We start from the raw sequence: 23,168 nt of genomic DNA, 5'->3' as shown, positions 1-23,168 counted from the left end.
GCAGTTCCCCGCGCCCCCAACCCCGTTTCGGTCCGCGGACCGTGGTCGCTTCTCGCGCAGTTCCCCGCGCCCCTGTAGGTGGCCCCGAATGCCTCGGTACGGGCCAGCGCAGCCATCCTCAGCCCGTCCGGCGTTTGAGGACGAGCGCCCTTGAGGCGCGATCGGGGTCTGGGGCGGAGCCCCAGGGGGACCCGGAACCTACCAACCCGGGGCAAGGGGCGGGCGGGTGGGCAAACCCCCCGGGGCCCCGGGGCCAAGCCCCGGACATTCCTGTGAGCCCGCTCTCACAGCCGCCCCGCCGGGAGGCGATCCGTCGGGTACCCGACCCCGCGCCGGTAAGGTGGCCCGGTTGTCGTACGTAAGCCCCGCCGGGCCTCCGGCCCGGATGCCCGAGAATCCCGTACACCGAGAGACCCGAACCGGAGACCGTGACTACTACCGCCTCCCACCACCTCTCACCCGCCTTCCCCGGCCGCGCCCCCTGGGGCACGGCCAACAAGCTGCGTGCCTGGCAGCAGGGTGCCCTGGAGAGGTACGTCCAGGAGCAGCCGCGCGACTTCCTCGCCGTCGCCACCCCCGGCGCCGGCAAGACGACCTTCGCGCTGACACTCGCGTCATGGCTGCTGCACCACCACGTCGTGCAGCAGATCACCGTCGTCGCGCCGACCGAGCACCTCAAGAAGCAGTGGTCGGACGCCGCCGCCCGGGTCGGCATCAAGCTCGATCCGGACTACAGCGCCGGGCCGCTGAGCAAGGAGTACCACGGCGTCGCCGTCACCTACGCCGGTGTCGGAGTGCGCCCGATGCTGCACCGCAACCGGTGCGAGCAGCGCAAGACCCTGGTGATCCTCGACGAGATCCATCACGCGGGGGACAGCAAGTCCTGGGGTGAGGCCTGCCTCGAAGCGTTCGACCCGGCCACCCGGCGGCTCGCGCTCACCGGCACCCCCTTCCGGTCCGACACCAACCCCATCCCCTTCGTCGCGTACGAGGAGGGCAACGACGGCATCCGCCGCTCCTCCGCCGACTACACGTACGGCTACGGCAACGCGCTCGCCGACGGCGTAGTGCGGCCGGTCATATTCATGAGCTACAGCGGCAACATGCGCTGGCGCACCAAGGCCGGGGACGAGATCGCCGCCCGGCTCGGCGAGCCCATGACCAAGGACGCCATCTCGCAGGCCTGGCGCACCGCGCTCGACCCGCGCGGCGACTGGATGCCCAACGTGCTGCGCGCCGCCGACCAGCGCCTGACCGAGGTCCGTAAGGCCATCCCGGACGCCGGCGCGCTCGTCATCGCCTCCGACCAGGACGCCGCCCGCGCCTACGCCAAACTGATCCGCGAGATCACCGGCTCCAAGGCGACCGTCGTCCTGTCCGACGACACCGGCGCCTCGAAGCGGATCGACGAGTTCGCCGAGGGCGACGACCGGTGGATGGTCGCCGTCCGCATGGTGTCGGAGGGCGTCGACGTGCCGCGTCTGGCCGTCGGCGTGTACGCCACCACGATTTCGACGCCCCTCTTCTTCGCCCAGGCCGTCGGTCGTTTCGTGCGGTCCAGGCGGCGCGGTGAGACCGCATCCGTTTTCCTGCCCACCATTCCGATGCTGCTCGGCTTCGCCAACGAGATGGAGGTCGAGCGCGACCACGTGCTCGACAAGCCGAAGAAGGACGGCGAGGAAGAAGACCCGTACGCCGAGTCCGAACAGGAAATGGACGAGGCGAACAAGCAGGAGGACGAGGACACCGGGGAGGACATGCTCCCCTTCGAGGCGCTGGAATCCGACGCCGTCTTCGACCGGGTCATGTACAACGGCGCCGAATTCGGCATGCAGGCCCACCCGGGAAGCGAGGAGGAGCAGGACTATCTCGGCATTCCGGGGCTCCTCGAACCCGACCAGGTGCAGATGCTGCTCCAGAAGCGGCAGGCCCGGCAGATCGCGCACAGCCGTCAGAAGCCGGCCGAGGAGGCCGACCTCCTGGAGATGCCCGCGGAGCGCCGGCCCGTCGTCTCGCACAAGGAGCTGCTTGAGCTCCGCAAGTCGCTGAACACGATGGTCGGCGCGTACGTCCATCAGAGCGGCAAGCCGCACGGCGTGATCCACACCGAGCTGCGCCGGGTGTGCGGCGGTCCGCCGAGCGCGGAGGCGACGGCCGGGCAGCTCCGCGAGCGGATCAAGAAGGTCCAGGAGTGGGCCACCCGCATGAAGTAGCGGCTCGTGCCAGGGGGGCGGACCCCCGGACAGCGAACGGGGCCCGGCGTGCGTTGCCGGGCCCCGTTCGGGATCCCAAGGGATCGGGATGTGTACGAGGACCGGCCCCCACGGACGCCCCTCGAACGTCTGCCACAGTAATGTCCCGGCAAATCCGTGTCGGTCGGCCAAGGTCCCCGCTAAGACGGACTTAGGTCCCGAACAGGCGCGAACAGGGACCAAATTCTTCGGCCACGGGCATTATTTGTCCATCTGCCGGGGCGGTTCCGTCCATTCCGCCGACTCCGGAATTCCGCTCACGCCCGGATTCTGGACGAGGTCTTCCGCTCAGCGGTGTCCGCTCGCTACTGTCCCCGCCATGCAAACGCCCCGTGGCAGCGTCGCCGCGGAGCGCAGCCGGTGCCTTGGCCTCGCCGGCGGGCTCTGCGCGCGATGCCGATGGGACCGGCGCCGCGAACCACGTGAGAGTGCCGCCGCGACTCACCACTTAAGGAGTGGGTGTCGTGACCGCGGAGACCTCCCAGACCCTCGACCGGGGACTACGTGTCCTCAAGCTGCTCGCCGACACCGATCACGGTCTGACGGTCACCGAGTTGTCCAACAAACTCGGCGTCAACCGCACGGTCGTCTACCGCCTGCTCGCGACCCTGGAGCAGCACGCCCTGGTCCGCCGTGACCTGGGGGGCCGGGCCAGGGTCGGGCTCGGCGTGCTGCGCCTGGGCCGCCAGGTGCACCCGCTGGTCCGCGAGGCCGCGCTGCCCGCGCTGCGTTCGCTCGCCGAGGACATAGGCGCGACCGCCCACCTCACCCTCGTCGACGGCTCGGACGCGCTCGCCGTGGCGGTGGTCGAGCCGACCTGGACGGACTACCACGTGGCCTACCGGGCCGGGTTCCGTCACCCCCTGGACAAGGGTGCGGCCGGCCGCGCGATCCTCGCCGCCCGCCAGTCCGGGGGCCTCACCGAGCCCGGCTTCACGCTCACCCACGGCGAGCTGGAGGCCGGGGCGAGCGGCGCGGCGGCGGCGCTGGTCGGGGTCACCGGGATAGAGGGCAGCGTGGGCGTGGTGATGCTCGCGGACGCCGTACCCGAACGGGTCGGGCCCCGGGTCGTCGACGCGGCAAAGGAAGTCGCCGACGCCCTGCGCTGAGCCGGCATGGCGAGGGAGGTCGCCGACGCCCTGCGCCGAGCGGCGGCCCGAGCCCGGCCGCACCCCGCGCCCGTACGCACCCGACCCGGGCGGCCCAGCGGGTACGGATAGATTGGTGGCGTGCTCACTCGTCACTCCCGCCTCCGCAACCTCGCCATCGGCGCCGCACCGGTCGTCGCGCTGCTCGCCGTCGCCTGCTTCGCGCCGCTGCCGTTCGCGGTGGCGCAGCCGGGTCCGACCGCGAACGTGCTCGGGAACGACGAGGGCAAGCCGGTGATCACCATCTCCGGGGCACCGACCCGCCCCACCACCGGCCAGCTGCGGATGACCACCATCGTGGCGACCGGACCCAAGCAGGACGTCGGCATCTCCGACGTCGTCGACGGCTGGTTCCGCACCGACCGGGCCGTGATGCCCCGGGACTCGGTCTATCCGGGCGGCGGCAGCGAGAAGGAGATCTCCGCGCACAACCAGGCCCAGATGAAGCAGTCGCAGGACGCCGCGTCCGTCGCGGCCCTCGGCTATCTCGGTCTGAGCCCGGACAAGGTCAAGGTCGATCTGCACCTCGCCGATGTCGGCGGCCCGAGCGCCGGGCTGCTCTTCACCCTCGGCATCATCGACAAGCTGAACGGCGACGGATCCGGCGGCGACCTCACCGGCGGGCGCACCATCGCCGGAACGGGGACGATCAGCGACGGCGGGGACGTCGGCGCGGTCGGCGGGGTCGCGCTCAAGACGCAGGCCGCGGCCCGGGACGGGGCGACCGTCTTCCTCGTGCCGGAGGCCGAGTGCTCGGACGCCAAGTCGGAGCTGCCCAAGGGGCTGCGCCTGATCCCCGTGACTACGCTGAAGGGTGCGGTGTCCGCGCTCCAGGCACTGCACAAGGGCGCCCCGGTTCCGTCCTGCTGACGGCCGTCGCGTCCATGTCCTTCCACGCCGGGAGGACCAGCGGGCTCAGCGTGGCGAGCAGATACACCCCACCGACCATCAGCAGCGCGCCGCGCAGCCCCGCGCTCTGGACGAGGAGGCCCGCGGCGAGCCCGCCGAGCGGCATCGCCAGTTCGCAGCCCGCGGTGAGCACCCCCGCGACCCGGCTGCGCAGCGCGTCCGGCACCGTCTCGTAGATCACCGTCGTGAGGATCGGGTTGAGCGTGCCGCTCGCGAGCCCCGCCACCACCATGGTGACCGCGAGCGGCGCGCTGGTGCCGGTCAGCGCGGCGACCGCGTACCGGGGCGCCCCGCACAGGAGCACACAGGCCGTGAAGACCGTCCGGCGCCCGAAGCGGTGGCCGATCAGGCCGTAGAGCAGGGCACCGGACAGGCCGCCCGCCGCGAACAGGGCGGTCAGCAGGCCGAGTTGGGACGCACCGCCCAGGTTCCGCTCGGCGTGCACGGGGAGCAGTACCGCGTTCCAGCCCTGATCGGTGCCGTTCATCAGCATCACCATGGCGACCACCGCGAGCAGCAGTCGAGTACGCGCCAAGTAGGCGTAGCCCTCGCGCAGTTCGGCCCGGTAGCCGCGCAGGGAGACCGGCGGCGCGTCTCGCCGGGGCCGGGCCTCGCGCACCCCGCGCAGGCCGGTCGCGACGAGCGCCGCCGAGACGGCGAAGGTGGCCCCGTCGATGAGCAGGACGTTCCCGGCCCCAGTCACCGCGATCAGCACCCCCGCGAGGGCCGCGCCGGTCATCCGGGCGCCGCGCGAGACGGCGTCGTAGACGCTGGCCGCCCGCGCCAGGGTGGTACCCGAACGGCGGGCCAGGTCGGGCAGCAGGACGTAACGGGCGGAGGCGCCCGGGGTGTGGGCGAGGCCGCCGAGTGCCATCAGGGCGCAGAGCAGCCAGAACGCCAGGAGTCCGGCGTGGTGCAGGAGCGGGATGGCGGCGACCGCCAGCCCGCACACCGCATCGGATCCCACCGAGATCCGGCGGCGCCCCACGCGGTCGATGACCGGGCCGCCGATCAGCGCGGAGACCACGATCGGCAGCGTCGCGCAGAAGGCGACCATGCCGGCCCGGCCCGCGCTGCCCGTGGTCTGGAGCACGAACCACGGCACCCCGATCAGGGTGAGTGAACTACCGCTCGCCGAAACGGCGTTGGCGGCGAGCACGGCCACGAGCGGCCGTCTGTCGCGGTGTCCCCCCGGGGTGCTCATGCGAGGCGGGCTTGCCTGCGGGGCGCTTGTTCGGCCAGTCGCAGGCCCAACTCGACCAGAAGCCAACCCAGTTGGACGCGCAGGTGATGCTTGCGGGGGAGCGCGGCGGCGGAGGCCCGGGCCGCCAGTTCGGCGGCGCGCTGGTGGTGCAGCAGGAGGTGGATGTCGCTGTGCATGGCGCGATTCCCTTCGGCGTGTTCGGGTGTCGGCGGTGCGGACTTCAGCGCTGCGGGTGCGGGCGGTGCGGGTGCGGGCGGTGCGGGTGCCGGCAGTGCGGGTGCAGGCGGTGCCGGTGGGCGCTCGGGCTCAGTGGGGCGGGGTCGAGCGCGGGAAGGAGTGCAGATGGACGCGGACCTGGGCGGCGTCCGCGGCCGACGCCGGATCCTGTGCCAGGGTGCGGTACGTCTCGACGACGGCATGCAACTTGTCGTTCAGTTCGGCAAGTTGATCCGGCGTCAGATTGAGCGTGAAGTCACTCAGGTCGAAGCTGGTGGACCAGCTCTCCGGCCAGTCGCCCATGGTCGCGAGCCAGGTCGAGACCTCCTGTGTGTGGATGTCGGCGATCTCGTGGCGGAACAGGCTCGCCGCGCCCCGTACTTCGGGGTCGCTGTTGCCGTGCAGATCGTCGCCGAAGGACACGCCACTGTGCACGGCCTTCCACCATCGCTCCCGGCCCTTGCCGCGCTCCGGGTCGTCCTCGACGAAGCCGTGCGTGGCGAGCTGGCGCAGGTGATAGCTGGTCGCGCCGCTCGACTCGCCCAGCCGCTCGCCCAGTTGGGAGGCGGTGGCCGGTCCGTCGTGGCGCAGCGACTTGAGGAGCTGGATCCGCAGGGGGTGGGCGAGACCGCGCAGCGAGCGCGCGTCGAGGACGCGTTCCCCGCTCGCGTTCGTGGCGGAGGGGGCGGCCGGCCGCTTGTTCTCGGGCATGGTCCAAAGATAGCTCTGCAAAGAGAGCCTTGCAACGCTTCCTTTGCATCGACTGCTTTGCACCCCGCCGACCCTCACCCCTTCTTGATGAACCCCTCCCGGATCAGCCAGTCGAGCGCCACGTCGTGCGGGTCCTGGCCGTCCACGTCGACCTTGGCGTTCAGATCCCGGGCGACCTGCGTGGTCAGCTTGGCGCTGAGCGGGTTCAACAGGTCCGCGATCGCCGGGTACTTGTCGTACGTCCTGCTGTGCAGCTCGGGCGCCGCGTTGTAGTTCGGGAAGAAGTGCTTGTCGTCCTCGACGGTCGCCAGGTCCATCGCCTTGATGCGGCCGTCGGTGGTGAACACCTCGCCGAGCAGGCAGGAGTTGGACTTGGACACCTGGGTGTAGACGATCCCGGCGTCCATCTTCTGGATGTGGGAAGCGGGGATCGACATCCCGTACGCCTTCTCCATGCCGGGCAGCCCGTCCTCGCGCGAGGCGAACTCGTTCTCCACGCAGATCGTCACCGCCGAAGGGTCCTTCTTGGACAGCGCGGCCACGTCCGAGAGGGTCTTCAAGTGGTACTTGGCGTTGTTGGCCTGGCTGATGCCCAGCGAGTAGGTGTTGTTGAGGGTGGACTGGGGCAGCCAGGTCACGCCGTTCTTCCGGTCCGCGTCGCGCACCGCCCGCCACTGCGCCTGCGGGTCGACGATCGGCTTGCTGTTGCCGAGATAGGTGATCCAGGCCGTGCCGGTGTACTCGTACATCGCGTCCGCGTCGCCCTTCACGATCGCCTCGCGGGCGCTGATCGAGCCGGGCAGGTTGGTGCGGTCCAGGACCTCGGCGCCGGCCGCCTTGAAGACCAGGCCGACCATCTGGCCCAGAATGATGTTCTCGCTGAAGTTCTTCGACGTGACCGTCAGGGACGCACCCTTGAGCGGCAGCCCCCTGCCGACCGAGCCGGGCACCACGTCGTCCACCAGCGGGGAGCCGGACTTGAGCCCGCAGCCGGCCAGCGCGGCGAGCAGCGCGAGCGCGCCCCCGGCGGCGCCCAGAGCCGTACGCGGATGCCGCATCACTCCACCTCCAGTCCGCGCGGGGTCAGCGCCACCTCGGCCAGCGAGGCCAGCCAGTCCACGAGCAGGGCGAGCGCCACCGTGAGGATCGAGCCGAGCACCAGGACCGGCATGCGCTGGGTCTGGATGCCCGAGGTGATCAGGTCGCCGAGCCCGCCGCCGCCGCCGAAGGTGGCGAGCGTGGCGGTGCCGACGTTCAGGACGAGCGCGGTCCGCACCCCCGCGAGGATCAGCGGTACCGCGAGCGGCAGTTCGACCTTGCCCAGGGTGCCGGGCGCCGACATGCCGATGCCCCTGGCCGCCTCGACGAGCTGGGGGTCGATCGCCTTCAGGCCGGCCACCGTGTTGGAGAGGACCGGCAGGACCGCGTAGATCACCATGCCGACGATCGCGGTGCCGGGGCCGATGCCGAGCCAGATCACCAGGAGGGCGAGCAGGCCGATGGCGGGGGTGGCCTGGCCGATGTTGGCGATCGCGGTGACCAGCGGGGCCGCCCGGCTCACTCCGCGCCGGGTCAGCGCGATGCCGAGCGGGATCGCGATGATGAGCACCCAGAAGGTGGAGATCGCGGTCAGCTTCACGTGCTGCCACAGGCGCAGTTGGACGTTGCCGTGGTCGATCGAGTTCCGCGCGATCGCGTCCAGATGGACGTGGGTGATCCAGAAGTAGGTGAGGAGGAGGATCACCGCGAGGACGGCCGGCAGGAAGACCAGCTTCCGCCAGGTGATCCGGCGGGCCGTTCCTCCGGGCGCCGGGCCCGCCGCGTCCTCGGGCTCCGCGAGCGGGTCGGACAGCGGGTCGGACAGCGGGTCGGACAGTTCGTCGCGGAAGGCGTGGCCCTTGACCTCGTGCTCGCCCGGCGGGCGTTCGGCGGGGGCGGGGCTCCTGGGCGGCGTCATGACTTCTCCGCACCGCCCTCCAGCTCCTGTTCGGTCTGGTGGTGGCGCAGCTCCGCGAGGTCGTGCTGGTGCTCGATGGCGGCGAGCCGGTCGGCCTCCAGGAGTTCGTGCACGGAGTTCATCAGCGTCTCCATGTCGACGACGCCGATGTACTCGCCGCGCCGCCCGGTCACCGCGACCCGGCCGCCCGAGTCGATGAGCACCGCCTCCAGGGCGTCGTGCAGGGTCGCGTCCCGGGTCACCGTGTCGTGCACCATCTGCCCGGCCCGTGCCAGCGAACCCTTGGCGCGCATCAGGTCGCCGCGCCGCAGCCACTTGTAGGGGCGGTTCCTGCGGTCCAGCATGAGCAGCTCGTTGTGCGGGCCGCTGCGCAGCTTGTTGAAGATCGACTGGAGCGGGTCGTCGACGGTGACCGTGGGGAACTCGGCCATCTCCACGTCCCGTACGCGGGTGAGGTTGAGCCGCTTGAGGGCCGCGCCCGCGCCCACGAAACCGGAGACGAAGTCGTCGGCCGGGTTGGTGAGAATGGCCTCGGGGGTGTCGAACTGGGCGATGTGCGAGCGTTCGCGCAGCACCGCGATGCGGTCGCCGAGCTTGATCGCCTCGTCGAAGTCGTGGGTGACGAAGACGATCGTCTTGTGCAGCTCGTGCTGGAGCCGGATCAGCTCGTCCTGGAGGTGGTCGCGGGTGATCGGGTCGACCGCGCCGAACGGCTCGTCCATCAGGAGTACCGGCGGATCGGCCGCCAACGCCCGTGCCACGCCCACCCGTTGCTGCTGTCCGCCGGAGAGCTGGCGCGGATAGCGGCCGTGGAACTCGCGCGGGTCGAGCCCGACCAGGTCGAGCATCTCCTCGACGCGGTCCTTCACCTTCGACTTGGACCAGCCGACCATCTTCGGCACCAGCGCGATGTTCTCGGCGACCGTCATGTGCGGGAAGAGCCCGGAGGACTGGATCGCGTAGCCGACCTTGCGGCGCAGCTTCACCGGGTCGATGTCGGTGACGTCCTCGTCGTTGATGCGGATGCGGCCGGACGTCGGCTCGATCAGCCGGTTGATCATCTTGAGCGTGGTCGACTTCCCGCAGCCGGACGGGCCCACGAAGATGACGGTCTCGCCCGCCTTGATCTCCATGCTGACGTTGTCCACGGACGGTTCGGGGTTGCCCGCGTACCGCTTGGTGAGGTTCTCCAGCTGGATGGCGGCCCCGGAGGTCGCCGCGCCGCTCGGCGCGGGCGCGGCCCCGGCCCGCTCGTGCTCGGTCCGCTCCTCGGCGATCCGCTCGTGCTCGCCCCGGCCGTACCCGGGCCGTTCGTCCTCCGACCGCTCGTGCTCGAATCGCTCAGACACGGATCCCCCTCGGGATGGTGAGACGGCCGATCAGGACGTACGCCGCGTCGAAGAGCAGGGCGAGCACCACGATGCCGAGGGTGCCCGCGAGCACCTGGTTGATGGCGTTGGCGCTGCCCAGCGAGGCGATGCCGCGGAAGATCTCGTTGCCGAGGCCGGGGCCCGAGGCGTACGCCGCGATGGCCGCGATGCCCATCAGCATCTGCGTGGAGACCCGGATGCCGGTCAGGATCGGCGGCCAGGCCAGCGGGAGTTCCACCCGCAGCATGCGGGCGGCCCGTGACATCCCGATGCCCTTGGCCGCGTCCACCAGGGCGGGGTCCACTCCGCGCAGGCCCACGATCGAGTTGCGCACGATCGGCAGCAGCCCGTACAGCGTCAGGGTCACCACGGTGGGGGCCACACCCAGGCCGACCAGCGGGATCAGCAGGCCGATCATGGCGAGCGAGGGGATCGTGAGGATCGACGACGTGGTGGTGATCGCCAGGCCCGCCGCCCAGCCGCTGCGGTACGTGACCACGCCGATCAGGACGCCGAGCACGGTCGCGATCACCATGCACTGGAACACCGCGCTCGCGTGCTGGTAGGCGTCGGTGAGGAGCTGCTGGTGCCTGCTGGACAAGTAGTCCCAGAAGCCCATCCGCGCTCACCCCTGTCGGTCGCCGGTCAGCCGCCGCCGGGGACGGAGTCCTGTGCCGCCTGCTCCACCAGCGGGATGATCCGCAGCGGGACCGGGTTCTCCATGACGATCGCCGTGGCGGCCCGGACGATGCCATCAAAACCGACAACCCGGTCGATCACACGTTGGAGATCGGCGTTGGAGCGGGCCACGAGCCGGCACAGCATGTCGCCCTGGCCGGTGGTGGTGTGCAGTTCGAGGACCTCGGGCACGGACGCCAAGTGGGCCCGCACGTCCGCCCCCTGGCCCTGTTTGATCTCCAGCGTCGCGAAGGCGGTGACCGGGTAGCCGAGCGCCGCCGGGTCGACATCGGGACCGAGGCCCCGGATGACTCCATTCGACTGAAGCCGGTCGAGCCGCGCCTGGACCGTGCCGCGTGCGACCCCGAGCCGGCGCGAGGCCTCCAGGACCCCGATCCGGGGCTCCCGGGCGAGCAGCACGATCAGACGCCCGTCCAAATGATCGATCGACATGGCCGCCTCCGGATGGTCATCGTGTACAAGTCGCCCCTAGATACTGCCCATTCACTGCACAGATTGACCAGTGAAAACGCGAACTATTGCGCAGCTTGCCGGATAGCGAGACTCTGCGGCCATGGCAGACAACTCGATGATCATCGATCCCACCCCCGAAACCGCGCGGCAGGCCGACCCCTTCCCGGTGAAGGGCATGGACGCGGTCGTCTTCGCGGTGGGCAACGCCAAGCAGGCCGCGCACTACTACTCGACGGCCTTCGGCATGAAGCTGGTCGCGTACTCCGGACCGGAGAACGGCAGCCGCGAGACCGCCAGCTACGTGCTGACCAGCGGCGCCGCCCGCTTCGTCTTCACCTCCGTCATCAAGCCGGCGACCGACCGGGGCCGCTTCCTGGCCGAGCACGTCGCCGAGCACGGCGACGGCGTGGTGGACCTCGCCATCGAGGTGCCGGACGCGCGCGCCGCGTACAAGTACGCCACCGAGCACGGCGCCACCGGCATCGAGGAGCCGCACGAGGTGGGCGACGAGCACGGCACCGTCGTCCTGGCCGCGATCGCCACGTACGGCAAGACCCGGCACACCCTGGTCGAGCGCACCGGCTACACCGGCACCTACCTGCCCGGGTTCGTCGAGGCCGCGCCGCTGGTGGAGACGCCCAAGAGGTTCTTCCAGGCGATCGACCACTGCGTGGGCAACGTCGAGCTCGGCAGGATGAACGAGTGGGTGGCGTTCTACAACAACGTCATGGGCTTCACCAACATGAAGGAGTTCGTGGGCGACGACATCGCCACCGAGTACTCCGCGCTCATGTCGAAGGTCGTCGCCGACGGCACCCTCAAGGTGAAGTTCCCGCTCAACGAGCCGGCCATCGCCAAGAAGAAGTCGCAGATCGACGAGTACCTGGAGTTCTACGGCGGCCCCGGCGTCCAGCACATCGCGCTCGCCACCAACGACATCGTCGCCTCGGTGCGCTCCATGCGCGCGGCCGGCGTCCAGTTCCTGGACACCCCCGACTCGTACTACGACACCCTCGGCGAGTGGGCCGGCGAGACCCGGGTGCCGGTCGAGACGCTGCGCGAGCTGAAGATCCTGGTCGACCGCGACGAGGACGGCTACCTCCTCCAGATCTTCACCAAGCCGGTCCAGGACCGCCCCACCGTCTTCTTCGAGATGATCGAGCGGCACGGTTCGATGGGCTTCGGCAAGGGCAACTTCAAGGCCCTGTTCGAGGCGATCGAGCGCGAGCAGGAGCTTCGGGGCAACCTCTGACCTGCAACGCACCACGCGCGTACGGTATGTGAGTTACCGTCACTAGTCTGCGGCCCCACGGACCTGACCCGTGGGGCCGCGGCCTCTTCAGCTCCGCTCCCGCCCCTCTGCCGCGTCGCGCTCAGCCGCGCCGCGAGGGCTTCGCGGGGCGGGGCCTCGCCGGGCGCTTGGAACCCTGGCTGGACGACTGGCCCGACGAAGAGCCCGACGACGCGGAACTGCCGCCCCCGCCCCCGCCGCCGCCGGACCCCGACTGCGCGCCGGCCACATGGCCGTACACGTCCCTCGGTCCGCCGTCCGCCGGTTCACCGAGCGCCGCGAGCGCCTCGGTCGCCTTCGGTGCGAGCACCGGCGAGAACTGCGGATTGGTGCGCAGCGCGTCCTGGAGATGGCGCCGGGCCGCGCCGGACTGGCCCAACTCCCGTTCGATGGTGGCCTGGTGATAGGAGAACAGGGCGCTGCGCACCCCCGAGTCGGTGGCCTTGCGCACATGGACGAGGCCCTCCTCCGGCTCGCCCGCCCGGTACATCGCCCAGCCCAGCGCGTCCTCGGCCGCCGCGCTGGGGTGGGCCCTCCACTCGGCTTCGAGACGGTCCACGGCCGCGTGCGCGGCCCCGTGGTCGGCCTCGAACCGGCCGAGCACCAAGGCGTCGTCCACACCGTTGGACCCGTCCCGCGCGGCCAGTTCGCGCAGCTTGTCGAACCAGGCGCGGGCATCGCCGTCCAGCCCCTGCGACTCGTACAACTCGCCCAGCTCCAGCAGGTATTCGGGGCGTGGCAGGACCGCGACCGCCGCCAGGTAGTCCCGCTGGGCGTCCGCCTTGCGGCCGAGCGCCACCTTGGCCCTGGCCCGGCCCGCGAGCGCCGCGTGGGCGCCCGGATCGGTGCGCAGGGCCGCCTCGTAGTGCGCGAGGGCCGCGTCGGGCTCGCCCCGCTCCCACGCCAGGTCGCCCGCCGAGACCAGGGCGGCCGCCTTCTGCACGGGCGAGGTGGCGTGCGCGACCGCCTCGTCCAGGGCCACCAGGGCGTCCTCCCGCCAGCCGTGCTGCCGGTAGACCTCGGCGGCCTCGGTCAACGCCGGTGTGCCGGAGCGCAGTTCGAGCATCTGCTCCACCGCCTTGGCCGCCGCCTTCGGGTCGCCGAGCCCGTTGTAGGCCTCGATCAGCGGCGGGTAGAGCGTCCAGCGGTCCGCCTTGCGGGTGCGTACGGATTCGGCCAGGGTGCGCGCCGCCGCGTAGTCGTGCCGGGCGTTGGCGAGGGCCGCGAGCCCGGTCTCCGCGTCCAGGTTGTCCTTCGGACGCACCTGGAGCGAGCGCTTGAGCGCCCACTCGGCGCGCGGGTAGTACGAGGAGTCGGCGCCCCGCACGCCCCGCTCCAGATAGGCGGAGCCGAGCACCGTCCACGACGCCTCGTCGTTCGGGTGGGTGCGCACCCAGGCGGCACGGTCCGTGATCAGCGCCGTCACATCGGCCACCGAAGCGGGCGCGCCGCCGGTCACCGCCGTCAGGGCCCGGGCCGCCGGGCCCGGGGCGGGCGGCGGGGCCTTCGCTTCCCGGCCGTCCGGCATGATCAGCAGGACGCCCCCGACCAGCACGCCCGCCGCGAGGGCCACCAGGACCGCCCGCTTCAGGGCCCGGCGCGGCCCGGACCGCGGCGAGGTCCGCTGGGCCGCGGCCGCGGTCGACTGCCACGCCGCCCGCCGGGCCGCGTCCGCATCGTGTTCGGTCTTCGCGATCTCCATGGCGCTCACTGTGCGTCAATACGAAGACCACACCGGCCCCGCCCGACCGGCCGGGGAAAGGGTTCACACCGATGGCCCCGGGTGCCAGGCTGAAGACATGGACGATCTTCTCGAACGGCTGCGCGAGCACCTCCCGGCGGACGCCGTCGTCAGCGACCCCGACATCACCGCCTCCTACGCCCACGACATGGCGAGCTTCTGCGCGGCGGGCAGCCCGGCCGTGGTGGTGCTGCCCCGCACCGTCGAGGAGGTGCAGCACGTGATGCGCACGGCGACCGCGCTGCGGGTGCCCGTCGTGCCGCAGGGCGCGCGCACCGGCCTGTCCGGCGCCGCCAACGCCAGCGACGGCTGCATCGTGCTGTCCCTGGTCAGGATGGACCGCATCCTGGAGATCAACCCGGTCGACCGGGTCGCGGTCGTGGAGCCCGGTGTCGTCAACGCCGTGCTGTCCCGCGCCGTCCACGAACACGGGCTCTACTACCCGCCGGATCCGTCCAGTTGGGAGATGTGCACCATCGGCGGGAACATCGGCACCGCCTCCGGCGGCCTGTGCTGCGTGAAGTACGGAGTGACCGCCGAGTACGTCCTCGGCCTGGAGGTCGTGCTCGCGGACGGCCGGCTGATGAGCACCGGCCGGCGCACCGCCAAGGGCGTCGCCGGATACGACCTGACCCGGCTGTTCGTGGGCTCCGAGGGCAGCCTAGGCATCGTTGTCAAAGCGGTGCTCGCGCTGCGGCCCTCACCGCCGCCCCAGCTCGCGCTCGCCGCCGAGTTCGGCTCCGCCGCGGCCGCCTGCGACGCGGTCGTGCGGATCATGGAGCGCGGGCACGCCCCCTCGCTGCTCGAACTCATGGACCGCACCACCATCCAGGCGGTCAACCGCATGGCGAACATGGGCCTGCCCGACACCACCGAGGCGCTCCTGCTCGCCGCCTTCGACAGCCCCGACCCGGCCGCCGACCTCGCCGCCGTCGGCGCGCTGTGCACGGCCGCGGGCGCCACCGAGGTCGTCCCGGCCGAGGACGCTGCCGAGTCCGAACTCCTGCTCCAGGCAAGGCGGTTGTCGCTCACCGCCCTGGAGACGATCAAATCGGCCACGATGATCGACGACGTGTGCGTGCCGCGCTCGAAGCTCGCCGCGATGCTCGAAGGGACCTCGGCGATCGCCGCCGAGTACGGGCTGACCATCGGCGTCTGCGCCCACGCGGGCGACGGCAACACCCACCCGGTGGTCTGCTTCGACGCGGCCGACGAGGACGAGTCGCGGCGCGCCCGCGAGTCCTTCGACGAGATCATGGCGCTCGGTCTGGAGCTGGGCGGCACCATCACCGGCGAACACGGCGTCGGCGTCCTGAAGAAGGAGTGGCTGGCCCGCGAGCTGGGCCCGGTGGGCATCGAGATGCAGCGCGCGGTCAAGCACGCCTTCGACCCGCTGGGTCTGCTGAATCCCGGCAAGCTCTTCTGAGCCCGCCCCCGCACGCCTCGCCCCCCCGACGCCCCGCCCCCTCACGCCCCCTCCTCCGGCCGGGACTCGTCGGACGGCCAGGGGTCGCGCAGCCACAGCTCGTCGACCATGCCACCCGTGGTCGGCGCGAGCAGCTCGGCCAGGCCGTCGTCCAGGCCGAGCTGCTCGCTCTCGGAGCCCGGCGGCACCGCCCGCAGCGTCCGCTCAAGCCACGCCGACACCTGGGCCGCGGGCGCTTCCAGCAGCGCGTCGCCGTCCGGCGAGCTGAGCGCCATCAGGACCACGCTGCGGCCCTCCACCTTCGTCGGCCAGATCCGCACGTCCCCGTGGCCGCACGGCCGGAACACCCCCTCGACGAGCAGCTCGCGCGCGAAGGTCCAGTTGACCGGCGACTCGGAGCCGATGTGGAAGGTGATGTGCACGGCGTAGGGGTCGTCGGTGCGGTAGGCGAGCCGGGCCGGGACGGGGATGCTGCGCTCGGGCGACAGCACCAGCTTGAGCTCCAGCTCGCGTTCCACGACGGTGTGCATGGGGTCCCTCTTCTCTTCCCTGTACGCCCGGGTGCGGGGCGCATACGTCTGCGTGCTGCGGTACGGGCCCGTGCGGGGCCGTACAGGGTGAGAGCGCGTTCCCCCGGGGTCATTACGCGACTTCGGGAAGTTTTTCTCAGCGGGCTTTCGCGGCCGGCCCGGCCGCAGGTGCCCCGCGGGTCGCCCGGCCTCTCCTACGGGTCCTACGGCGGGCCACCCGGCCTCTCCTACGGCGGGCCCGAGCCGTTGAGCCAGCTCGCCCCGTACACCGCGGAGCCCAGCGCGAGCACGGCCACCACCGCCGCCGCCCGGGCGCGCCGCACCCGTGACAGGGCGAGCGCCAGCGGAAGCAGCAGCGGGAACGCGGGGAGCAGCAGCCGTGGTTTGGAGCCGAAGTAGCCCGACGAGCACAGCGCGAGGGCCATGACGATGCCGGTGTAGACGAGCAGCGGCAGCGGCTGGCGCCCGCGCACACAGGCCCCGAACGCGCCGAGGGCGAGCACGGTCCCCGCGATCAGGGCGATCCCGGCGAGCGCGACGGGCCACCCCCCGAGGTGGTCCAGGATGAACTCCCCGTACGCCAGGCCCCCGTCGAAGCCGTTGCCCCACTCGCCCTGCACATCGAGATAGGCGAACGGACTGCCTCGCCGCACCCCGACCCACAGGACATAGCCGGCCGCGCCGAGCGGGGCGAGCACCATCCCGATGAGCATCCGCGCGTCCAGGCGCCGGGTGCGCCGCGCCTCCACGACGGCCCCGGCCCACAGCGCGGCGGCCACCGCGAGCCCCACCGGGCGGGTGAGCCCGGCGAGCGAGGCGAGCAGCCCGGCCGCCACCCAGCGCCGCCGCAGCACCGCGTACAGCGCCCAGGCGGCGAGCGCCGCGAAGAGGGCCTCGCTGTACGCCATCGACTGGACGATCCCGACGGGCATCGCCGCCCACAGCGCCACCAGGAGCAACCCCGCCCGGTGCCCGTACAGGTGATGGCCCATCAGATACATGCCCCAGGCGGCGAGCAGCCCCGCGAGGCCGCTGATGAGCAGGCCCGCGTCGCCGGGCCCGAGCGGGCTCACCGCGGCGACGGCCTGCTCCAGCCAGGGCAGCAGCGGGAAGAACGCCAGGTCGGACAGGACCCGCCCGTCGGGCGCGGTCAGCGTGAAGTCGTAGCCCGACTCGGCGACCCGTACGTACCAGATCGAGTCCCAGCGCGCCGAGAGCAGGTCGTGCGCGTCGGAGCCGGCCAGGCGCGACCACAGGGCGAGGACCAGCAGGCCGAGCGCGCGGATCGCCGCGAAGACCGCGACGGCCGACCAGGCCCGCCGCGGCGCGGACGCCGCCGACAGGGAGCCGGTCGCCGGATCGTCGTGACCGGTTCGGCCAGGCCCCACGCGCATTCCCCACTCACTTTCCTGACCGGCCTGGCACGTTCCTGACCGGCCGGGCCGGGTGCACCAGTTCGATCGGCAACGACTGTACGCACTCGCGGGACCCCGCCGCGCGGTCCGGTCCCGGGGTGCGCGGAGGGGGCCGGAGTCGCTCGTACGCGGTCTTACTCCCCGGCTTCCTGCTACCGGCCGCGCGTTCTTCGTTACTGTCCTCCTGGGACAAGCGGAAGCGCGCGGTCGGTGCCCGGTCCGGCCGGGCCGCCGCGGCAGAGATCAAGTGTGCTGGATCGGAACGGAGTTGGGGACATGGCGACGGTTCCTCCTGACAGCGGCGGGAGCGTAGCCCGGGAAGGGTATTACCCGGACCCCTCCATTCCGGGATATGTCCGGTACTGGAACGGGGTCTCCTGGGTGCCCGGCACGAGCCGGCCCGCCCCCGCCGCGGGCGAGGCGCCGCCCACCCCGCCGCCGGGCGCGGCTCCCGCCCCGGCTCCCTCGCTCGCCGCCGCCCCGCCGGTCCAGGCCGCCCCCGCCGAGGAGACGGGGCCCGTCTTCCTCGACGAGCCGGGGCCCGGGTCCGCGCTCGCGCAGGGCCAGGGCGTCCGGCCCGAACCGGCCTGGCACGCGGACGCCGCCCACCAGTCCGGCTTCGGCGGCGACCAGGACCGCCGGGTCTCCTGGGGCCGGCCGGTCGATCCGCGCGGACTGCCCGAAGCGGCCGACCCGCGTCTGCCCGACCCCCGGCGCGCGGAGCCGGCGCAGTCCCCGCAGCCGGTACCGCCGACGGCTTCCGCGCGGCCCGGCACCTCGGTGCCGCACCAGAACCAGCAGCAGCCCGGGCGCCCGGCGGGTGCCATGCCGCCCGCCGTGGAGCCACCCCCTGCCCGCGCCCAACTACCGTCCTCGGCAAGCCCGTTGGGGTCGTCGCCGACGGGCCGCGCGGACGGCGCTTACTCGGCACCCGTACAGCCGCAGCCCGTACAGCCACGGCCTGTGCAGCCCCAGCCCGCCCAGCCGAACCCCGGGCAGCCGCAGCCCTCGCACCACCAGCCCGTGCAGCCGCAGCCCTCGCAGCCCCAGTCCGGGCAGCCGCACTCGGCCGTGCCCGGGTCGCCGATGACGGCGGGGCCCGGGGGAGGGGCCGCCTCCTGGGCGCAGCAGGTGCACCGGCTCGCGCAGCCCGATCCGCAGGCGCAGGCGCAGGTGCAGTCGCAGGAACCCGTCGTGCCGTGGAAGCCTCCGGTCTCCGACCCGTTCCTCGCGGCCGCGCAGGCGCAGGCCTCGGCCCGGCCCGCCGGGCTCGGCAGGCGTCTGATCGCGCGGCTGGTCGACACCGTGCTGCTCGGCGCCCTCGTCGGGGGCCTCGCCGTACCGCTCCTGACGAAGGTGGGCGACCACGTCCAGGAGAAGATCGACGCGGCGAAGCTGTCGGGCCGGACGGTGACCGTCTACCTCCTCGACGGCACGACGGCCGGCCTCCTCGGCATCGTGCTCGGCGGCTTCCTCGTCCTCGGTCTGCTGTACGAGGCGCTGCCCACCGCCAAGTGGGGCCGCACGCTCGGCAAGCGGCTCTGCGGGGTGCAGGTGCGCGGCATCGAGTCGTACGAGCCGCCCACCTTCGGGCAGGCGGCGCGGCGCTGGCTGGTCTACGGGGTGCTCGGGCTCTGCGCGGTCGGCGTGGTCAATGTGGTGTGGTGCGTCTTCGACCGGCCGTGGCGCCAGTGCTGGCACGACAAGGCGGCCCGCACCTTCGTCGCGCAGGGCTGAGGTCCGGGGCCGGGGCGTCCCCCGAACGGCGTCCCCCCGGTCGCGGGGGCAACGCGCGCGCGTTGCACTACCGGCATGAGCACCGATCAGCCGCCGCCCGGTCAGCCCCCCGAGGACGACCCGTTCCTCAAGAAGCCGTCAGAGCCTCCGGGGAGCGGGTCCCCCTACGGGGGCGCGCAGCCGCCGCCCGCGGGGCCGCCGCCCGGTGACTCCCCCTACGGCTCGGGCCCGCCGCCCGGTGGCGCGGGCCGCTATGGCGCGCCCCCGCCCCCCGGCGGCGCAGGCCCGTACGGCGGACCGCCTCCCCCCGGTGGCGGCTCGCCGTACGGAAGCGCGCCGCCACCGCCCTCCGACCCCTATGGGGGCGGCTACGGCGGTGTCGACCCGCTGGCCGGAATGCCGCCGCTCGCCGACTACGGCAAGCGGTTCCTGGCCCGTGTCATCGACTTCCTGATCATCGCGGTCCCGCTCGGCCTGATCGAGTGGGCGACCAGCAACCGGGTCGTCATCTCCACCACGGACAACGGCGACTCCGGCACCGAGGTGATCAGCAAGGCGTACTCCGGTACCGGTCTGCTCTGGCTGCTGATCACGCTCGTCGTCTACGTCGGCTACGACACCCTGATGGTGTCCAAGTCCGGTCAGACGCTGGGCAAGAAACTGCTCGGGCTGCGGGTCGCGATGCTCAACGACGGCAGCGTGCCCACCACCAATGCCTCGCTCGCCCGGGCCGCCGTGCTGTGGGCGCCGTTCGTGCTGTGCTGCTACTGCCTGTGGGACATCGTCCTGGCCATCACGATCGTGGCGGACAAGCCGTACCGGCAGGGCTGGCACGACAAGGCCGGCAAGACGGTGGTGGTGGTCTCAACCCCGCAGTGAGTGCTCGCGCGTGACCGCCCGCCGCTCGCGGGGGGCGGGAACCCGCACGGCGGAGCTCCCGCCGACGGCCGCACGGCTCTCCGGTGTCGCACCAGCGACCGGGGCCGTGCGGCCGTCGGCGTTGGCTTCGGCGCGGGCCCGGCGGGGCAGCGGCATGGGGACCGTCACGGCGACCAGGAGGCCGAGCAGCAGCGCGGCCAGGACGATGACCGCGACTCCGACGCCGGACTCGGTGCGGGAGAGCAGCAGCATGGCGACGGTCGAGAAGACGACGGTGGCCGAACCGTAGGAGAGCTGTGCGGCAGTGGGACGCGGCATGGCGTTATCCGTCCTGAAGGTTCGGATAGGGGGTGAGCCTCTCGACCGTTCTCAACCGGCGGGCCTGGCCACCGGATCGCACTGCCAAGCGACTCTACGTCGGTCCATGCCCGAGGGGAACTGTTGGTAAGCGTGACCTAACCCGCAGTGCCGGTGCACGGGGGGCGCACGGAGTCATTCCGCGAAGCGACCCGGTCCACATGCCGAGATGTGTGCACCTGTTGTCCCGGTCTGTTACCACGTTCGTCATGTTCGGATAACGGAACTGGCCTTCTGCATAATGTACTTGGCACGAACAAGTCAAGATCTGTCTTTTCTTTGGTAACTCCGGTCCAATGTCGTCACTTGAGACGCGTGTCGAGCACCGGAGCCAACCCCTCACCCCCCGGTTCCTGCCGGCCGCGGGGGAGGAAATCGTCAAGTGACCAGCAGCAGGAGGGCGGCCAGAGCCGCCGCCGTGCTCGTGGCTCTCGCCACGGCCGGCGCCACGGGCTCGGTGTACGCCACCGCCCAGGCGGATTCGAAGGCTCCGGTGGCGGTCCAGCGCCAGGACCCGTCGACGGCCAACGGCCAGGAGCACAACCTCAAGGGCCCGTTCACCGACCAGCAGGCCCAGCAGCGCCAGGCCGCGCTCGAAGGCGTGCTGTCCGGCAAGAAGCAGGTCGAGAAGCGCGGCGGCTCCGACGTCGTCAAGCTCAGCGACAAGAAGTACGTCGAGCTCGGCCGGCAGAAGACCGACAAGATCTTCACGATCCTGGTGGAGTTCGGCGACCAGGTCGACAACACCACCATGTACGACCCGGACGGCCCCGACGGCCCCAAGCCGCCGCAGCCCAAGTACGGCGGCAACCCCGGCCCGGCGCACAACCAGATAGCCAAGCCGGACCGGTCGAAGGACAACTCGACCGCCTGGCAGGCCGATTACAACCAGAAGCACTTCCAGGACCTGTACTTCGGTACGGGCAAGAACGTCAACTCGCTGAAGACGTACTACGAGAAGACGTCCTCGGGCCGCTACTCGGTCGACGGCCAGGTCACCGACTGGGTCAAGATCCCGTACAACGAGGCCCGTTACGGCTCCAACTACTGCGGCCAGACCAACTGCGCCAACGTGTGGGACACCGTCCGCGACGGCGTCAACGCCTGGGTCGCCGACCAGAAGGCCAAGGGCCAGACGGACGCGCAGATCAAGGCGACCCTGGGGCAGTACGACCAGTGGGACCGCAACGACTACAACAACAACGGCAACTTCAACGAGCCCGACGGCTACATCGATCACTTCCAGATCGTGCACGCCGGCGAGGACGAGTCCGCGGGCGGCGGCGCCCAGGGCACCAACGCCCTGTGGGCGCACCGCTGGTACGCCTACGGCACCGACGCGGGCAAGACCGGCCCCGCCTACAACAAGGCGGGCGGCACCCAGATCGGCGACACCGGGATGTGGGTCGGCGACTACACCATGCAGCCGGAGAACGGCGGCCTCGGTGTCTTCGCCCACGAGTACGGCCACGACCTCGGTCTGCCGGACCTCTACGACACCACCAACACCGCCGAGAACTCGGTCGGTTTCTGGTCCCTGATGTCGGCGGGCTCCTGGCTCGGCACCGGCAAGGACTCCATCGGAGACCTGCCCGGCGACATGACCGCCTGGGACAAGCTCCAGCTGGGCTGGCTCGACTACGCCTCGGTGAAGGCGGGTTCGAAGATCACCGCCAAGCTGGGCGTCTCGGAGTACAACACCAAGAACAACCAGGCGCTCGTCGTCGAGCTGCCGAAGAAGGAAGTCACCACCACCGTCGTGAAGCCCGTCGAGGGCTCCAAGCAGTGGTGGAGCGGGATGGGTGACAACCTCAACAACACCCTGACCCGGTCGGTCGACCTGACCGGCAAGTCCAAGGCGTCCCTGGACCTTTCGGGCTGGTGGGACATCGAGAAGGACTACGACTTCCTCTACACCGAGGTCTCCACGGACAACGGCGCCAGCTGGACCGCGCTCGACGGCACCGCCGACGGCAAGGCCATCCCGCGCGACTCCAGCGACAAGCCGGCCCTGACCGACGCCTCGGGCGCGTACAAGAAGCTGTCGTACCCGCTGGACCAGTTCGCGGGCAAGCAGATCCAGCTCCGCTTCCGCTACCAGACGGACGGCGGCGCGGGCGGCAAGGGCTTCACCGCCGACGCGATCACCGTCACCGCCGACGGCACCGCAGTCGTCACCGACGGCGCCGAGGGCGGCGACAACGGCTGGACGGCGAAGAACTTCTCCCGCATCGGGGAGTCCTTCACCAACGACTACCCGCAGTACTACCTCGCGGAGAACCGCCAGTACGTCTCGTACGACCAGACCCTCAAGGTCGGCCCGTACAACTTCGGCTTCTCCACGACCCGTCCGAGCTGGGTCGAGCACTACCCGTACCAGCGCGGTCTGCTGATCTGGCTCTGGGACACCTCCCAGAAGGACAACAACGTCTCGGCCCACCCGGGCCAGGGCCTGATCCTGCCGGTCGACGCGCACGCCAAGCCGCTCAAGTGGGCCGACGGCACGCTGCTGCGCAACAAGATCCAGCCGTTCGACGCGCCGTTCAGCCAGTACCGGACGGACGCCTTCACGCTGCACAAGGCGGACGTGGCGACGAAGATCAAGTCGCAGCCCGGCGTCCCGGTCTTCGACGACCACAAGGGCACGTACTGGTACGCCGAGAACCCGACGGGCAGCGTCAAGGTTCCTGACACCAACACGCGGATCTCGATCGTCGACCAGCCGTGGAACGGCCAGACGATCACGGTGAAGGTCGGCACCTCCACCAAGTAATTTTCAAAACCGCAGGTCAAACCATGATCGGCCGTCGCCCTCTAGCGGGCGGCGGCCGATCGTGTTTAGGTGCGTCCTACGAGTCCTTATTGACAGCGAG

20 protein-coding genes are annotated in these 23,168 nt (G+C 71.4%); 8 read left to right on the top strand and 12 right to left on the bottom strand.

The features are described 5' to 3' along the window. Positions 1-428: 428 nt before the first annotated feature. From CG740_RS30980 to CG740_RS30970, 3 genes are all read left to right on the top strand, one after another. Positions 429-2,213, top strand: a complete 1,785-nt coding sequence (locus CG740_RS30980) for a DEAD/DEAH box helicase (protein WP_100578598.1) — start codon at positions 429-431, stop codon at positions 2,211-2,213. A 503-nt stretch (positions 2,214-2,716) separates the two neighbouring features. Next, entirely contained in the window at positions 2,717-3,361 is a 645-nt protein-coding gene (locus tag CG740_RS30975; RefSeq protein WP_100578597.1) for an IclR family transcriptional regulator, read from the top strand. Between the two features lie 120 nt (positions 3,362-3,481). Beyond that, entirely contained in the window at positions 3,482-4,270 is a 789-nt protein-coding gene (locus CG740_RS30970) for a S16 family serine protease (protein ID WP_100578596.1), read from the top strand. Here the strand turns inward: CG740_RS30970 and CG740_RS30965 are convergent. The 8 genes from CG740_RS30965 to CG740_RS30930 all read right to left on the bottom strand — a co-directional run bounded on the left by CG740_RS30965 (position 4,203) and on the right by CG740_RS30930 (position 10,898). Further along, positions 4,203-5,513: an MFS transporter gene (locus CG740_RS30965; protein ID WP_100578595.1), complete on the bottom strand. Its 1,311-nt coding sequence runs from the start codon at positions 5,511-5,513 to the stop codon at positions 4,203-4,205. The two genes, CG740_RS30970 and CG740_RS30965, sit on opposite strands and share 68 nt — an antisense overlap. After that, on the bottom strand, positions 5,510-5,689 hold the full coding sequence (locus CG740_RS30960; RefSeq protein WP_100578671.1) for a hypothetical protein: 180 nt from the start codon (positions 5,687-5,689) through the stop codon (positions 5,510-5,512). Before CG740_RS30960 ends, CG740_RS30965 begins: the two co-directional genes overlap by 4 nt. Positions 5,690-5,819: 130 nt before the next feature. Next, positions 5,820-6,440, bottom strand: coding sequence for an ArsR/SmtB family transcription factor (locus tag CG740_RS30955; protein ID WP_100578670.1), 621 nt, complete (start codon positions 6,438-6,440; stop codon positions 5,820-5,822). Between the two features lie 74 nt (positions 6,441-6,514). Beyond that, positions 6,515-7,498: a glycine betaine ABC transporter substrate-binding protein gene (locus CG740_RS30950; protein ID WP_100578594.1), complete on the bottom strand. Its 984-nt coding sequence runs from the start codon at positions 7,496-7,498 to the stop codon at positions 6,515-6,517. Then, a complete protein-coding gene (locus tag CG740_RS30945) occupies positions 7,498-8,397 on the bottom strand; it encodes an ABC transporter permease (protein WP_100578593.1) in 900 nt (299 codons plus the stop codon). Before CG740_RS30945 ends, CG740_RS30950 begins: the two co-directional genes overlap by 1 nt. Then, complete coding sequence (locus CG740_RS30940) at positions 8,394-9,674, bottom strand: ABC transporter ATP-binding protein (protein ID WP_100578669.1); 1,281 nt, start codon at positions 9,672-9,674, stop codon at positions 8,394-8,396. The genes CG740_RS30945 and CG740_RS30940 overlap by 4 nt, the downstream gene beginning before the upstream one ends. A 64-nt stretch (positions 9,675-9,738) precedes the next feature. Further along, positions 9,739-10,386, bottom strand: coding sequence for an ABC transporter permease (locus tag CG740_RS30935; RefSeq protein ID WP_100578592.1), 648 nt, complete (start codon positions 10,384-10,386; stop codon positions 9,739-9,741). A gap of 26 nt (positions 10,387-10,412) precedes the next feature. Further along, entirely contained in the window at positions 10,413-10,898 is a 486-nt protein-coding gene (locus CG740_RS30930) for an Lrp/AsnC family transcriptional regulator (RefSeq protein ID WP_100578591.1), read from the bottom strand. Between the two features lie 136 nt (positions 10,899-11,034). Here CG740_RS30930 and hppD point away from each other — a divergent pair, with 136 nt between their 5' ends. Further along, positions 11,035-12,171 carry a 4-hydroxyphenylpyruvate dioxygenase gene (gene hppD, locus CG740_RS30925; protein WP_100578668.1) on the top strand — a complete coding sequence of 379 codons (1,137 nt, stop codon included), beginning with the start codon at positions 11,035-11,037 and terminating at the stop codon, positions 12,169-12,171. A 121-nt stretch (positions 12,172-12,292) separates the two neighbouring features. Here hppD and CG740_RS30920 read toward each other — a convergent pair whose 3' ends face one another. Continuing rightward, positions 12,293-13,912, bottom strand: coding sequence for a tetratricopeptide repeat protein (locus CG740_RS30920; RefSeq protein ID WP_234376571.1), 1,620 nt, complete (start codon positions 13,910-13,912; stop codon positions 12,293-12,295). Positions 13,913-14,009: 97 nt separating this feature from the next. Between CG740_RS30920 and CG740_RS30915 the strand changes: the two genes are divergently transcribed. Then, positions 14,010-15,377, top strand: a complete 1,368-nt coding sequence (locus CG740_RS30915; RefSeq protein WP_100578590.1) for an FAD-binding oxidoreductase — start codon at positions 14,010-14,012, stop codon at positions 15,375-15,377. A 41-nt stretch (positions 15,378-15,418) separates the two neighbouring features. Here the strand turns inward: CG740_RS30915 and CG740_RS30910 are convergent, their stop codons facing one another. Then, on the bottom strand, positions 15,419-15,907 hold the full coding sequence (locus CG740_RS30910; protein ID WP_100578589.1) for an SsgA family sporulation/cell division regulator: 489 nt from the start codon (positions 15,905-15,907) through the stop codon (positions 15,419-15,421). A 227-nt stretch (positions 15,908-16,134) separates the two neighbouring features. Next, positions 16,135-17,301, bottom strand: coding sequence for a glycosyltransferase family 39 protein (locus CG740_RS30905; protein WP_100578588.1), 1,167 nt, complete (start codon positions 17,299-17,301; stop codon positions 16,135-16,137). Between the two features lie 297 nt (positions 17,302-17,598). On the opposite strand from CG740_RS30905, the gene CG740_RS30900 reads away from it, so the two are divergent. Both CG740_RS30900 and CG740_RS30895 read left to right on the top strand, forming a co-directional pair. After that, positions 17,599-19,059, top strand: a complete 1,461-nt coding sequence (locus tag CG740_RS30900) for an RDD family protein (protein ID WP_100578587.1) — start codon at positions 17,599-17,601, stop codon at positions 19,057-19,059. 75 nt (positions 19,060-19,134) lie between these two features. Next, positions 19,135-19,938, top strand: a complete 804-nt coding sequence (locus tag CG740_RS30895; RefSeq protein WP_100578586.1) for an RDD family protein — start codon at positions 19,135-19,137, stop codon at positions 19,936-19,938. Here CG740_RS30895 and CG740_RS30890 read toward each other — a convergent pair. Next, on the bottom strand, positions 19,924-20,256 hold the full coding sequence (locus CG740_RS30890; RefSeq protein ID WP_100578585.1) for a hypothetical protein: 333 nt from the start codon (positions 20,254-20,256) through the stop codon (positions 19,924-19,926). The genes CG740_RS30895 and CG740_RS30890 overlap by 15 nt on opposite strands. Positions 20,257-20,677: 421 nt before the next feature. On the opposite strand from CG740_RS30890, the gene CG740_RS30885 reads away from it, so the two are divergent. Beyond that, the gene (locus CG740_RS30885; RefSeq protein ID WP_100578584.1) at positions 20,678-23,068 is read left to right on the top strand and encodes an immune inhibitor A domain-containing protein; all 2,391 of its coding nucleotides are present in this window, start codon (positions 20,678-20,680) and stop codon (positions 23,066-23,068) included. Positions 23,069-23,168 lie beyond the last annotated feature (100 nt).

Origin of the sequence: Streptomyces sp. CB01201 (assembly GCF_002803085.1) — a bacterium.
In the GTDB taxonomy this organism is placed as follows: domain Bacteria; phylum Actinomycetota; class Actinomycetes; order Streptomycetales; family Streptomycetaceae; genus Streptomyces; species Streptomyces hundungensis.
This window is presented reverse-complemented; position numbering and strand designations above follow the sequence as displayed.